The sequence below is a fragment of the Streptomyces sp. NPDC045022 genome, from assembly GCF_056432605.1.
In genome coordinates this window covers 186,229-200,207 of record NZ_JBWKIR010000008.1, presented here as the reverse complement: position 1 = coordinate 200,207, position 13,979 = coordinate 186,229, and the positions used below count along the sequence as shown (strand labels likewise).

The window sequence follows — 13,979 nt, the reverse complement described above, 5'->3', positions numbered from 1 at the left end:
GGCCGGTCACCCCGTCGTCGTCGATCACTCCTCACCACGTTCCGCATCATCGTCCTGGTAGCGCGGCAGACCGTCGGTCGGAATGGTCCACTCCCCGATGGTGACGTCCTCGCCGTAGACGAAGTCCTTGCGGGTGGCGTAGCGGGGGCCGTCCGGGGTGGAGTGGATGTCCGTGCATACGGCACCGGTGCCGGTACGTGGGTCGAACACGCCGTAGACCGGAATACCGAGCAGCGGGTAGTCACGCATCTTGCCGACCCAGTCATTGTCCGGGTTGGAGCGGGAGATGATCTCTACGGCCGCGAGAAGGGTACGGGGATCGAAGGTCCCATCCCCTTCCATGTCCTCCTCAGCGATCACCATGACGTCGGGACGACGCATGATCCCCTCGAACTCGCCCTCCACGTCGGGTTCACCCGTGTGCGCGACGATCTCCTCCGGCATGACCTTCTCCAGGCGCTTCCGGAGACGCAGCACGGTGAGTTCGTGCTGCTTCACGGGCGACATCATGTCGTGGACGATCCCTTCCTTGGTGATCTCGAACTTGCCGGGCAGCGTGTCGTCCATGGACTGCACGAAGTCGCGCATGGCCCGGTACACGTGGGAGGCGCCCTGCTGCGCGCTGTCGGGTGCGATGGTCATGGCGCTCGCTCCTCGTCGTCTGTGCCCAGGGGCAAGGATCGTCACGTTCATGCTAGGCGGCCTCCTGGAGTTCGGTTCGGCAGTCTCGGCAGCGGGCTTCGGGTTCGGGTGAGCGGAAGCCGCGGTCGCAGGCGCGGTCAGGGCACGGCGTACGACGGCGGGGACGACGTCGCGCTCCAGCCGGGCGGCGACGCCGGGAGCCAGATGAGCCGTGTCGCGGGCGGAGAGGAAGCCGGGGCTCGTGGCGGTGGAGGTCCGCGAGGAGGCCCGGTGGCGGCCTCCAGGAGCGCGGGGGCGGCTTACGCGGGGCTCGGCACGGCGGGGAGCGGCTTGCGGGGGGTATTGGCCCTCATCGAGCGACTGCTGGGAGAAACATGATCCACAAGGCCTCCGCCAGGGACACCTCCGACCTGGCGTGGTTCAAGAGCAGCCGCAGCAGCGGCCCAGAAGGCGTCTCCTGCGTCGAGGTAGCCACCGAGCCCGGCACCGTCCACGTCCGTGACTCGAAGAACGTCGAGGGCCCCCCGCTGGCCTTCGCCCCCGCCGCGTGGGCCGGCTTCCTGCCGTACGCGGTCAGGGGCTGACTCAGCGACGCCTGCTCGACCTCGGCCTCCGGTACGTCCACGTCGCCGCCCAGTGAGCGGGCGATGGCCGTGGGTGGACCGGAGATCACCGGCACAGGACAGCCGCCGGCCGTCCGGACGCCATCGCCTCGGCCGTCGTCAGAACTTGATGCTGCCGATCATGCTGGCGACGTTCGTCGTCAGCTCGCTGATCGTGGGAGCGACGGTCGAAGAGGCGAGATAGAAACCGAGCAGGACGCAGACGACCGCGTGGCCGCCCTTCAGCCCGGACTTCTTGACCAGCAAGAAGACGATGATCGCCAGCAGCACCACCGCCGAAATCGAGAGTGCCACGGCGGCTCACCTCCAAAGATCCCAGGGACGCGGGGGGTGTAGAGCAACTCCATGCAGACGCCAGCAGGTTCATACCCACACAGCGGTATTGATCATAACTATCCGTACTCGCGCATCGCTCGGCGCACGGCCGCACAAGGGGGCGCATGGCCAATATGGTCGGGGTATGACGACAGAGGCTGACTCCTTCCCCCGTCGGCACGCCCGGACCCAGCGGTTCACGCTCGGCGCGCCGCGTGCGTTCACCGTGGCACCCGACGGTTCGCGTGTCGCGTTCCTGCGTTCGGGCTCCGGCACCGACCGTGCCAACTCCCTGTGGGTACTGGATCTACCGGAGGGCGGGGAGCGCCTGGCGGCCGACCCCGGCGCCCTCCTCCAAGGCGCCGCCGAACAGCTCTCGCCGCAGGAACGGGCGCGCCGGGAGCGCAGCCGGGAGGGCGGTGCCGGCATCGTCGGCTACGCCACCGACGCCGCTGTGGAGTTGGCGTCTTTCGCCTTGTCAGGGCGGCTTTTCACGGCCGGCCTGCGGGCCGGTACGGCACGCGAACTCCGTGTCCCGGGACCGGTGATCGACCCGCGTCCGGCCCCCGACGGACGGCACGTCGCGTATGTCGCGCGGGGTGCGCTGCGGGTGGTGGGCGCCGACGGCGAGGACGACCGGGCGCTCGCGGCGGCGGAGTCCGAGAACGTGACCTACGGCCTGGCGGAGTTCATCGCGGCCGAGGAGATGGGGCGTTCGCGGGGGTTCTGGTGGGCTCCGGACTCCCGCCGGCTGCTCGTGGCACGCGTGGACGACACGCCGGTACGGCGGTGGTGGATCGCGGACCCGGCCAATCCCGGGTGTGAGCCGAACAACGTCGCGTACCCCGCGGCGGGCACACCCAACGCGGACGTACGGCTGTTCGTGCTCGGCCTCGGCGGGGAGCGCACGGAGGTCGCGTGGGACCGGGCCCGCTATCCGTATCTGGCCCATGCGCACTGGTCAGAGGCGGGTGCGCCGCTGTTGCTGGTGCAGGCGCGGGACCAGCGCAGCCAGCTCTTCCTGGCCGTGGACCCCGACACGGGTGTGACGCGGATGGTGCACGCCGATGAAGATCCAACATGGCTTGAACTTTTCCCTGGCGTGCCCTGCTGGAGCCCCTCCGGGCAGCTTGTCCGGATCGCGGACGAGGGGGGCGCGCGGGTCCTGGCGGTGGGCGAACGGCCGCTGACCAGGGGCCAACTGCACATCCGGGCCGTCCTGGACGTGGGCGCGGACGACGTACTGGTTTCCGCCTCGGCGGGTGCGGAGGCGGAGACACCGGAGATCGGCGAAGTCCATGTGTACCGGGTCAACGAGCTGGGCGTGGAGCGCGTGTCGCAGGAACCCGGTGTGCACTCGGCGGTACGGGCCGGGGGTGTGACCGTGCTCGTGTCCGCGGCCCTGGACAGGCCGGGCGCCCGTGTCCAGGTGCTGCGTGACGGAAAACCGGCGGCCACTGTCCGGTCGTACGCCGAAGATCCCGGTATGTCCCCCCGAGTGACCCTGGTCGAGGGGGGCGCACGCCGAATTCCATGCGCCGTGCTTATGCCACGGGACTACCACGGTGACACTCCCCTGCCCGTCCTCATGGACCCCTACGGCGGTCCGCACGGCCAGCGGGTCGTCGCCGCACACAACACCCATCTGACCTCGCAGTGGTTCGCCGACCAGGGCTTCGCGGTGATCGTCGCCGACGGCCGGGGCACGCCGGGCCGCTCGCCGGCCTGGGAGAAGGCGATCCTGGACGACGTGGCGGCCATCACGCTCCAGGACCAGGTCGACGCCCTGCACGCCCTCGCCGACCGGTTCCCGCTGGACCTGGACCGGGTGGCCATCCGGGGCTGGTCCTTCGGCGGTTATCTGGCTGCGCTGGCGGCGCTGCGCCGCCCGGACGTCTTCCACGCGGCGGTGGTCGGTGCGCCCGTCACCGACCTGCGGCTGTACGACACCCACTACCAGGAGCGCTACCTGGGCCACCCGGACGAGCAGCCGGAGGTCTACCGCCGCAACTCGCTGATCGACGACGCGGGTCTGGTCGACCCGGCCGAGCCGCACCGCCCGATGATGATCATCCACGGCCTGGCGGACGACAACGTGGTCGTCGCCCACTCGCTGCGGCTGTCCTCCGCCCTGCTGGCCGCGGGCCGCCCGCACGAGGTCCTGCCGCTGTCCGGGGTGACCCACATGACCCCCCAGGAGACGGTCGCCGAGAACCTGCTGCTGCTCCAGGTGGACTTCCTCAAGCGTTCGCTGGCGGAACGGGACAAATCCGAGTGAACGGCGTTAACACGCAGGCAACTTCACGGAAGCGGCACCGATATACGGACGCGGGAGGCTGACCAGCGTACGGCCGTGCGGGTGCCGTGAAACGGGCCGGGGTGCAGCAAGTCACCCCGGCCCGTTGCCGTATCGCTCCCGCTCCACCGGCGGCACCCCCTGTCCCGGCGCGGAGCGCGCGGGGGGCAGCGTCTCCGCGAAGTGGCACGCCGAGTCGTGGGCCGCGGGGCCGGCCGTGTCCCGGAAGGCGGCGGGGACCGCGAGGGCCGGGACCTCCCGCGCGCAGCGTTCCTGGGCCTTCCAGCAGCGGGTGCGGAAGCGGCAGCCGGTCGGGATGTTCGTCGGGGAGGGCACGTCTCCGGTGAGGATGATCCGTTCGCGGTGTTCGCGGGCCTCGGGGTCGGGGACCGGGACCGCGGAGAGGAGAGCCTGGGTGTAGGGGTGGGTGGGGTGGTCGTAGATCTCGGCGTCCCGTCCGGTCTCCACGATCCGGCCCAGGTACATGACCCCGACCCGGTCGGAGATGTGCCGGACGATGGACAGGTCGTGCGCGATGAAGACGTAGGAGAGGTCGAACTCCGCCTGGAGGCGGTCCAGGAGGTTGATGACCTGGGCCTGGACGGAGACGTCCAGGGCGGAGACCGGTTCGTCGGCGACGATGACCTCCGGCCGCAGCGCCAGCCCGCGTGCGATGCCGATGCGCTGGCGCTGGCCGCCGGAGAACTGGTGCGGATAGCGGTTGACGTACTCGGGGTCGAGGCCGACGACGTCGAGCAGTTCCTGGACCCGGCGGCGGCGGTCGCCCTTGGGTGCGACCTCGGGGTGGATGTCGTAGGGCTCACCGATGATGTCGCCGACGGTCATCCGGGGGTTCAGGGAGGTGTACGGGTCCTGGAAGACCATCTGGATGTTGCGGCGGACGGCCTTCAGGGCCCTGCCGGACAGGGTGGTGATGTCCTCGCCCTTGAACCTGATGGAGCCGGCCGTCGGCCGCTCGAGGTTGCAGAGCAGCTTGGCGACCGTCGACTTGCCGCAGCCCGACTCGCCGACGAGGCCGAAGGTTTCGCCCTTGCCGAGCGTGAAGTCGACGCCGTCGACCGCCTTCACCGCGCCGATCTGCTTCTTGAACAGGATGCCCCGCGTCAGCGGGTAGTGCTTGACGAGGCCGCTGACCTCGAGGATCGGCTCACTGGTCGTGGCCATGCAGGCACTCCCTCCAGAAGTGGCAGGCGCTGCCCCGTTCCCCGGAGACCTCGTACAGCGGGGGTTCGTCGGTGCGGCAGACGTCCTGGGCCATCGGGCAGCGCGGGTGGAAGGAGCAGCCCGGCGGGATGTGCGTCAGGTTCGGCGGGAGGCCCTTGATGGCGTACAGCTCCTGGCCCTTCTGGTCCAGGCGCGGGATGGAGTCCAGCAGGCCTCGGGTGTAGGGGTGGGCGGGTGCTTTGTAGATGTCGTACACGGGCGCGGACTCGACGATCTTCCCCGCGTACATCACCGCGATCCGGTCGGCGACGTCCGCGACGACACCCAGGTCATGGGTGATGAGGATGAGCCCCATGCGGTACTCGCGCCGCAACTCACCGAGCAGGTCCATGACCTGGGCCTGCACGGTGACGTCCAGAGCGGTGGTGGGCTCGTCGGCGATGATGAGCGCCGGCTCCAGGGCCAGCGCCATGGCGATCATGATGCGCTGGCGCATGCCGCCGGAGAACTGGTGGGGATAGTCCCGCACCCGCTGCGCGGCGCCCGGGATGCGCACCCGCTCCATCAGCTCGACGGCCTTGGCCCGCGCGTCCTTCCTCGACATCCCCCGGTGCACGACGAACATCTCGCCGAGCTGGTCCCCCACGGTCATGACGGGGTTCAGGGCCGACAGCGCGTCCTGGAAGACCATCGCCATCCCGGCGCCCCGGATCCTCCGCCGCTCCTCCTCCTTCAGCGTGAGCAGGTCCTGCCCCTGGAAGCGGATCTGCCCCCCCGTGATCCTCCCGGGCGGCGTGTCCAGGATCCCCATCACCGCCTGCGCGGTCACCGACTTCCCGGAGCCGGACTCGCCGAGCACCGCCAGCGTCTCCCCCGCGTCGACCGCGTAGCTCACCCCGTTGACGGCATGGGCGACCCCGTCCCGGCTGCGGAACTCCACCCGCAGGTCGCACACTTCGAGCAGCACCGCACCATCACCTCAGCTTCGGGTCGAGGGCGTCGCGGACCGCGTCGCCGAGCATGATGAAGGCCAGCACGGTGACCGCCAGTGCGCCCGAGGGCCAGAGGAGGGCGTGCGGGGCGTTGCGGATGTACGGGGAGGCGGCGGAGATGTCGATGCCCCAGGAGACGCTGGGCGGTTTGAGGCCGACGCCGAGGTAGGACAGGGTCGCCTCCAGGGCGATGTAGGTGCCCAGGGCGATGGTCGCGACGACGATCACGGGCGCCACGGCGTTCGGGGCGATGTGGCGCAGCAGGATGCGGGAGTCGGAGGCGCCGAGGGCGCGGGCCGCCTGGACGTAGTCGTTGTGCTTGGCGGCGATGACCGAGCCACGCGCGATGCGGGAGATCTGCGGCCAGCCGAGCAGCACCATGAACCCGATGACCGGCCAGACCGTATTGCTGGTCACCACGGAGAGCAGGACGAGACCGCCGAGGACGACAGGGATGGCGAAGAAGATGTCGGTCACCCGGGACAGGACCGAGTCCCAGACCCCGCTGAAGTAGCCCGCGAGTCCGCCGAGGACCGAACCGAACAGGGCCACCCCGAGCGTCGCGCACACGCCCACCGTGACGGACGTGCGGGCGCCGTACACGGTGCGCGTGTAGACGTTGCACCCCTGGCCGTCGTAGCCGAAGGGCGCGCCCGGTCCCGGGCCGTCCTGGGCCTTGGCCAGGTCGCACTTGAGCGGGCTGCCGGGGGCGATCGCCGAGGGCCACAGCGAGATGAAGACCAGGAAGAGGATGACGAGCCCCGAGGCGATGAAGACCGGGTTGCGGCACAGGTCCCGCCAGGCGTCGGACCAGAGGGAACGAGGTCTGCCCGCGGGTCCCGTGCCCCTCGGTCCCCCGGGAGTCCTCTCCAGCGTGACGGCCTCGCTCGCGCCGAGGTCCATCGCGCCGCCCATGCCGGTGCCGGCGATCGCGCCCTCGGGCTCGTACGGCTGTTCAGGCATAGCGGATCCTCGGGTCGAGTACGGCGTAGAGCAGGTCCACGAGCAGGTTGGCGGCGAGGAAGACCAGCACGAGGACGGTCACGAAGCCGACGACCGTCTGCGTGTTGTGCCGCAGAATGCCCTGGTAGAGCTGGTAGCCGACGCCGTGGATGTTGAAGATCCGCTCGGTGACGATCGCGCCCCCCATCAGCGCGCCGATGTCGGTGCCGATGAAGGTGATCACCGGGATCAGGGAGTTGCGCAGCAGGTGCCGGGTGATGACCCGGTGCCGGGGCAGCCCCTTGGCGATCGCCGTGCGGACGTAGTCGGACCGCTTGTTCTCCGCGATGGAGGTACGGGTGAGCCGGGTGACGTAGGCGAGCGAGACGGAGGCGAGGACCAGGCCGGGCACGATCAGCTCGCCGAAGGTGCCGGTGCGCACCGAGGGCCTGATCCACTGCCACTTGATGCCGAGCAGCAGTTGCAGCAGCAGACCGGTGACGAAGGTCGGGACGGAGATCACGACCAGGGTGGCGAGGAGCACACCGGTGTCGACGGGCCGGCCGCGCTTGAGGCCGGTGACGACTCCCAGTGTGATGCCGATGACGATCTCGAAGAGGATGGCCACGAGGGTCAGCCGGATGGTGACCGGGAACGCCGTCGCCATCAGCTCGGTGACCGGCTGCCCGTTGAACGCGGTACCGAAGTCGCCGGTGAAGACGTTCCCCATGTAGGTCAGGTATTGCTGCCACAGCGGCTTGTCGAGGCCGAACTCCTTCTCCAGCTGGGCGGTGGTCGCCGGATCGCAGGCCCGTTCCCCGCACAGGCCGGCGACGGGATCGCCCATCACGTTCACCATCAGGAAGATCAGCAGCGTGGCCCCGATGAACACCGGGATCATCTGGAGCAGCCGCCGGACGACGTAGCGTCCCATGGCGGCTCAGCCGACCTTGATCTCGTTGTAGACGGGGACGCTGAAGGGATTCAGCGCCACGTGGGACAGCCGTTCGGAGTAGCCGGCGCTGCCGTTCTGGTACCAGAGCGGGATGGCGGCCATGGTGTCCCGTACGACCTCCTCCGCCTTCTGGAAGGTGGCGACCGCCTTGGCGATGTCCGTCTCGGCGTTGGCCTGGTTCACGAGTCTGTCGAAGTCCTTGTTCGACCACTGCCCGTCGTTGGAGGAGGCGCCCGTGTAGTAGAGCGGCTGGAGGAAGTTCTGGATGAGCGGGTAGTCCATCTGCCAGCCCGCCCGGAACGGGCCGCTCATCCTGTGCTGCCCGATCTGGTTGCGGAAGTCGGCGAAGGTGCCGACCGGGTTGCCGACGCAGGCCTTGTCGTTGCCGAGGGCGTTGTTGATGGAGTTGCACACCGCGTCGATCCACTCCTTGTGCGAGCCGGTGTCCGCGTTGTAGGTGATCTTGACCTGGCCGCCGGGGATCCCGCCGCCCTCCTCGACCAGCTTCTTCGCCTGGGCGGGGTCGTAGTCGCAGGCCCTGCCGCACAGGCCGGCCTTGAAGCCGCCGTCGGTGCCGAGGACCGGCGAGGTCCAGTCGGTGGCCGGGGTCCGCGTCTTCCGGAAGATCGTGTCGGTGATCTGCTTGCGGTTGATCGCCATGGACAGGCCGGTACGGACCTTCTCGGAGCCGGGTCTGTTCCAGGCCTTGTCGTAGTAGGGGAAGGCGAGGGTCTGGATGATGCCCGCGGGGGCGTTGATGTAGCGGTCGCCGAGGTCGCCCTTGACGTTCTTCAGCTGCGCGGCGGGGACGTCGTCGACGAGGTCGAGGTTGCCGGCCAGCAGGTCGGTGTAGGCGGTGTTGCTGTCGGTGTAGACCATGAGCGTCACGCCGTCGTTCTGCGCCCTGTCCGGGCCGGGGTAGCCGTCCCGCTTCCGCAGGTACATCTGGGAGCCCTTGGTGTAGGACTCGATGGTGTACGGGCCGTTGCCGACCGGCTTGCGCACCCAGGCCGCGTGGTCGGTGAAGAACGTGCGGGGCAGCGGGGCGAAGGCCGCGTAGCCGAGGGTGTCGGGGAAGCCGGAGAACTTCTGGTTGAGCTTGACGGTGAAGGTGAGGTCGTCGAGGACCTTCAGTCCGGACAGTGTGCCGGCGCTCTGCTCGCCGCTGTCGGGGTGGACCTTGTCGTACCCGTCGATGTAGCCGAAGAAGTAGGCGTTCTTCTGATTGTTCCGCAGGCTCGCCCCGTAGTTCCAGGCGTCCACGAAGGACCGGGCGGTCACCTTCTCGCCGTTGGAGAAGGTCCAGCCGTCCTTGACCCTGACGGTGAAGTTCCGCGAGTCCTCGGTGTCGATGGACCGGGCCAGCCAGTCCTGGGCCTTCCCGGTCCTCGGGTCGTACTTCTTCAGGCCCCGGAAGATCATGTCGAGGACCTTGCCGCCCTGCACCTCGTTGGTGTTGGCCGGCTCCAGCGGGTTCTGCGGGTCACCCCACGAGGAGCTGAGCACCGTGCCGCCGTTGCCGCCGCCGGTCGAGCCGCCCCCGCAGCCCGTGGCCGCGAGCGCCACCGCCACGGCGCCGGCGGCCCATCGCGCGTGCGTGCCTGCACGCATGGCGCGCCTCCTCCCTGAGCGTGGATCACCTCGGTCAGTACCGACACATACCGCGCATAACGCATGCGGACTGCCCGATTGGGCGGTCTTTAGAGGGACACGTCATCCGAATGCAGGCATCACCGGGCGGGCGTCTCGGTGATCTTGCGCGAGGAGCGCAATAGATCTTCGCGCAACGATGCGGAAACGTTGGATTGCGGCGTTCCGATGTACGCATTTCGACACTCCCCCGTCCGCATATCGAACTCATTGACCGATTGGTCCAATTGGTCCGATGTGAAGCACGGATTGATTACGGCGTGCTACCCGCGTAGCTACGGTTCGGTCAAGCGCGAGTAAAGAAGGTAAAGAGGCAACCAAGGCGACCGAGAATTTATTGACCTTGAATGAATTGCGTTGAAAAAGTCCGGCGTAGCCCGTAGGGGAGCGCCCTGCGGAGTCATCAGACCCTCCCTTGGGCCAGGAGCACCATGACCCCCCCAACTCCATCAGCGGCTGCCCCGCTTGAGGTGACCGACGAGACCGTCGAGAAGTCGACCGCTCCGGACACCTCGAAGGGCAGTGAAGGCCGCTCTCCGGGACGGCTTGCCTGGAAGCGCTTCAAGCGCGACAAGACGGGCGTCATATCCGCCTATGTCGTCATCTTCTTCTTCGTGATCGCGATCGCGGCACCGCTGATAGCGAAGCTTTACGGCAAGGATCCGTACACCACGTATGTGACCAAGCAGCCCGACTTGTTCAACGCCTTCTCGTACCCTGCGGGCCCCAACGGCGGGATGAGCTCGGACTTCTGGTTCGGCGTCGAGCCGCAGCTGGGCCGGGACGTCTTCACCTTCCTGCTGTACTCCATCCGCAACTCGCTGGGCATCGCCCTGGCGACCACCCTGCTCACCGTCGTTCTGGGCGTCGTGATCGGCGTCACCGCGGGCTACCTGGGCGGCAAGGTGGACTACTTCGTCGGCCGGGTCATCGACATCCTGCTGTCGTTCCCCTCCACGCTGTTCTTCATCGCCTTCATGCCCGTCGTCTTTGGCCTCTTTATCGCCGCCGACGAGGACATCCCGACCTCGCTGCGCGCCACCGCCCTGATCGTGGTGCTGACCTTTTTCGGCTGGGCCTCCATCGCGCGTCTGCTGCGCGGTCAGGTACTCGGCCTGCGCGAGCGGGAGTTCGTCGAGGCGGCGAAGGTCACGGGCGCGTCCCCCATGCGCATCGTCTTCAAGGAGCTGCTGCCCAACCTGTGGACGCCGATACTGATCCAGTCCACCCTGCTGCTCCCGACCCTCGTGACCACGGAGGCAGGCCTCGCGTTCCTCGGCGTCGGCATGATCGACCCCACCCCGGACTGGGGCGTCATGATCGCCCGCGGCGCCCAGTTCTACACCGAGGACCTCACCTTCATGCTGTTCCCGGGCCTGGCCATGGTGATCTTCGTCCTCGCCTTCAACCTCCTCGGTGACTCGGTGCGCGACGCGCTCGACCCGAAGTCCAAGCGGTAATCCACAACCCACTCCGGCCCGGTTCGACGACGACCGGCTGGTCCCGTCTGTTCCGATCGACTCATGAGGCAGGCTCAGCATGTCTTTTTCCCGTAGAAACTTCCTGATCGCCACCGGTGTGGCGGCGGCCTCGACCTCGGTGCTGAGTGCCTGCAGCAGTGACAGCGGCAGCGGCTCGTCGGGCAAGGTCCCCACGGTCAGCGGCAGCAAGACCGTCAAGATCGACGTCGGCACCAAGGCCGACTCGACCGGTCCGGCGCCCGAGGTCACCGGTGCCGTCAAGGGCGGGACGATCTGGTCGCTCGACTCGTTCGACATGGACCACATGGACCCGGCGCAGATCTACAACTCGACCGAGGCGGCCATCACCGTCCCGGTCCTGCGCGGTCTGACCGGCTACAAGATCGACGACAAGGGTGGCGCCATCCTCGTCGGCGACCTCGCCACGGACGCCGGCACCATGAAGGACGGCGGCAAGACCTGGTCCTTCACGCTGAAGGACGGCGTCAAGTGGGAGGACGGGTCCGAGATCAGCATGGACGACGTCCGCCACACCTACGAGCGCCTCTTCGCCTCCTTCATCACCGAGGGCCCGCGCTACATCCAGAACTGGCTGGAGGGCGGCAAGGGCTACAAGGGCCCGTACGGCGGCAAGCACCTCGACTCCATCGAGATCTCCGGCAAGACCGTCACCTTCCACCTCAACGAGCCGCGCGGTGACTTCAACTTCACCCTCGCCATGCGTGGCTACGCCCTGGTGAACAAGAAGCACGACACCAAGGAGAAGTACGACAAGCGTCCGTTCTCCAGCGGACCGTACAAGATCGACAGCCGCCAGCCGGGCAAGTCGATGACCTACGTGCGCAACGAGCACTGGGACCCGAAGACCGACTCGATCCGCAACGCCTACCCGGACAAGTTCGTCTTCCAGTTCGGCTTCCAGGCGCTGGCGTCCACCGACCGCTACATCTCGGACCGGGGCAACGACCAGTACTCGATGTCGATCTTCAACGAGGTCGCTCCCGAGCGCGTCGCCCAGGTCCTCACCAACGCGAAGTACAAGCCGCGCATCCTCACCCAGGTCGACACGGCCACCTACTACTGGCCGATCAACACCAAGCGGATCACGGACCCGAAGGTCCGCCAGGCCATCAACTACGCCTGGCCGGTGCAGCAGCTGCAGACCATCCGCGGCGGCGCGGCCAGCAGCGAGATCGCCACCACGATCTTCAGCCCGGTGACCCCCGGTTACCACAAGTTCGACCTGTACGGGAAGCTCCAGAAGGGCGGCGGCGACCCGGTCAAGGCCAAGGCCCTGCTGAAGGAGGCCGGCAAGGTCGGCCAGAAGCTGGTCATCGCCTACCAGCAGTCGGACAACTCCGTGAAGCAGGCCGTCGCGATCAAGAACGCGCTGGAGGCCGCCGGCTTCCAGGTCGTCAACAAGCAGGTCGACAAGTCGACCTTCTACACTCAGATCAGCAAGCTCGACAACGGCTACGACATGTTCGCCGCCGGTTGGAGCCCGGACTGGCCGGCCGGTTACTCGGTGTTCTTCCCGTGCTGGGACGGCAGCCAGGTCATGGACGGCGGCACCAACTGGGCGCAGCTGAAGAACACCAGCGTGGACAAGGCGATCGCGGCCGCGTCGAAGATCGCGGACCCGGACAAGGCCAACAAGGCCTGGGGCGACATCGACCGCCAGATCATGGAGCTGGCGGCCTGCGTGCCGGACTACCACCCCATTCGTAACTGGATGTACGGCTCCAAGGTCGGCCACGTGGTCTACGACAGCGCCAACACCTGCATCGCGCTCTGCAAGCTGTACGCGAAGAAGTAAGCACGTTCGACCACGGGGGCGGTCACGACCTGGCCGCCCCCTCCGCCCCCCTCACCCCGGCGACGGCGCCCCGTCCGGAAAGTCACGCCCCATGTTCCGCTTCCTTGTCCGCCGAACCTTCGGCGCGCTGGTCATTCTGTTGATCATCAGCGCCGTCACTTTCTGGCTCTTCTACGCCATCCCGCGTGACCCCGCCATGATGTCCTGCGGCAAGAACTGCACCAAGCCCATGCTCGAACAGGTGCGGCACAACCTGGGCATCGACCACCCGGTACCGGTCCAGTACTGGTACTGGCTCAAGGGCATCTTCGTCGGGCGGGACTACGGGAGCTTCGGGCACTGCAACGCGCCGTGCCTCGGCTACTCCTTCGCCAACCGCGAGCCCGTCCTGGGCACCATCCTGGACCGGCTTCCGCTGACCCTCTCGCTCGCCTTCGGCTCCGCCGCCGTCTTCCTCGTCTTCGGTGTCGGCGCCGGCATGGCCGCCGCCGTCAAGCAGGGCAAGTGGCAGGACAAGGCGGCCAGCTCCGCCTCGCTGGTCGCGTCGTCGATGCAGATTTACTTCGTCGGGTACATCGCGATGTACTTCCTCGTCGGGAAGCTCGACATCCTCGACAACCCCTCCTACACGCCCCTCACCGAGAACCCGGGCGCTTGGGTCTCCGGCCTGCTGCTGCCCTGGCTGGTGCTGGCCCTGATCTGGACCGCCAACTACACCCGAATGACGCGCTCCCAGCTGGTCGAGACGCTCAGCGAGGACTACGTCCGTACCGCCCGCGCCAAGGGCCTGTCCCGCCGCAACGTGTTCTTCCGGTTCGCCTGGCGCGGCGCGATGGGGCCGATCGTTACCATCTTCGGCATCGACCTCGCCACGCTCATCGGCGGCGCGATCATCACGGAGCAGGTCTTCAGCCTTCAGGGTGTCGGCCAGCTCGCGCTGAGGTCGGTGGAACAGAGCGACCTGCCCATGGTGCTCGGCGTGACCCTGCTGGCCGCCGGCGCCATCGTCCTCTTCAACATCATCGTGGACGCCGTCTACGCCCTCATCGACCCGCGGATCCGGCTCGCCTGACCTCCGCCCC

12 protein-coding genes are annotated in these 13,979 nt (G+C 68.0%); 5 read left to right on the top strand and 7 right to left on the bottom strand.

The features are described from left to right. Positions 1-24 precede the first annotated feature (24 nt). A complete protein-coding gene (locus tag AC07C1_RS17105) occupies positions 25-642 on the bottom strand; it encodes a Uma2 family endonuclease (RefSeq protein WP_478939758.1) in 618 nt (205 codons plus the stop codon). A 374-nt stretch (positions 643-1,016) separates the two neighbouring features. Between AC07C1_RS17105 and AC07C1_RS17100 the strand changes: the two genes are divergently transcribed. After that, the gene (locus AC07C1_RS17100; protein ID WP_478939756.1) at positions 1,017-1,226 is read left to right on the top strand and encodes a DUF397 domain-containing protein; all 210 of its coding nucleotides are present in this window, start codon (positions 1,017-1,019) and stop codon (positions 1,224-1,226) included. Between the two features lie 138 nt (positions 1,227-1,364). On the opposite strand, the gene AC07C1_RS17095 is transcribed toward AC07C1_RS17100, so the two are convergent. Further along, a complete protein-coding gene (locus tag AC07C1_RS17095) occupies positions 1,365-1,559 on the bottom strand; it encodes a hypothetical protein (RefSeq protein WP_361447744.1) in 195 nt (64 codons plus the stop codon). Between the two features lie 166 nt (positions 1,560-1,725). Here AC07C1_RS17095 and AC07C1_RS17090 point away from each other — a divergent pair, with 166 nt between their 5' ends. Beyond that, complete coding sequence (locus AC07C1_RS17090; RefSeq protein WP_478939754.1) at positions 1,726-3,858, top strand: S9 family peptidase; 2,133 nt, start codon at positions 1,726-1,728, stop codon at positions 3,856-3,858. A 111-nt stretch (positions 3,859-3,969) separates the two neighbouring features. On the opposite strand, the gene AC07C1_RS17085 is transcribed toward AC07C1_RS17090, so the two are convergent. The 5 genes from AC07C1_RS17085 to AC07C1_RS17065 are packed head-to-tail and all read right to left on the bottom strand — an operon-like array spanning position 3,970 to position 9,561. Beyond that, positions 3,970-5,061, bottom strand: coding sequence for an ABC transporter ATP-binding protein (locus tag AC07C1_RS17085; RefSeq protein ID WP_478939753.1), 1,092 nt, complete (start codon positions 5,059-5,061; stop codon positions 3,970-3,972). Continuing rightward, the gene (locus AC07C1_RS17080; protein WP_478939751.1) at positions 5,045-6,028 is read right to left on the bottom strand and encodes an ABC transporter ATP-binding protein; all 984 of its coding nucleotides are present in this window, start codon (positions 6,026-6,028) and stop codon (positions 5,045-5,047) included. The genes AC07C1_RS17085 and AC07C1_RS17080 overlap by 17 nt, the downstream gene beginning before the upstream one ends. Before the next feature lie 7 nt (positions 6,029-6,035). After that, on the bottom strand, positions 6,036-7,016 hold the full coding sequence (locus AC07C1_RS17075; RefSeq protein WP_478939749.1) for an ABC transporter permease: 981 nt from the start codon (positions 7,014-7,016) through the stop codon (positions 6,036-6,038). Next, positions 7,009-7,929: an ABC transporter permease gene (locus AC07C1_RS17070; protein WP_478939747.1), complete on the bottom strand. Its 921-nt coding sequence runs from the start codon at positions 7,927-7,929 to the stop codon at positions 7,009-7,011. Before AC07C1_RS17070 ends, AC07C1_RS17075 begins: the two co-directional genes overlap by 8 nt. Positions 7,930-7,935: 6 nt before the next feature. Beyond that, complete coding sequence (locus AC07C1_RS17065) at positions 7,936-9,561, bottom strand: peptide ABC transporter substrate-binding protein (RefSeq protein WP_478939745.1); 1,626 nt, start codon at positions 9,559-9,561, stop codon at positions 7,936-7,938. 470 nt (positions 9,562-10,031) lie between these two features. On the opposite strand from AC07C1_RS17065, the gene AC07C1_RS17060 reads away from it, so the two are divergent. The 3 genes from AC07C1_RS17060 to AC07C1_RS17050 all read left to right on the top strand — a co-directional run bounded on the left by AC07C1_RS17060 (position 10,032) and on the right by AC07C1_RS17050 (position 13,969). Beyond that, on the top strand, positions 10,032-11,060 hold the full coding sequence (locus tag AC07C1_RS17060; RefSeq protein ID WP_478939744.1) for an ABC transporter permease: 1,029 nt from the start codon (positions 10,032-10,034) through the stop codon (positions 11,058-11,060). 79 nt (positions 11,061-11,139) lie between these two features. Beyond that, positions 11,140-12,897 carry an ABC transporter substrate-binding protein gene (locus AC07C1_RS17055; protein ID WP_478939743.1) on the top strand — a complete coding sequence of 586 codons (1,758 nt, stop codon included), beginning with the start codon at positions 11,140-11,142 and terminating at the stop codon, positions 12,895-12,897. 91 nt (positions 12,898-12,988) lie between these two features. Continuing rightward, entirely contained in the window at positions 12,989-13,969 is a 981-nt protein-coding gene (locus AC07C1_RS17050; RefSeq protein ID WP_478939741.1) for an ABC transporter permease, read from the top strand. Positions 13,970-13,979: the final 10 nt, after the last annotated feature.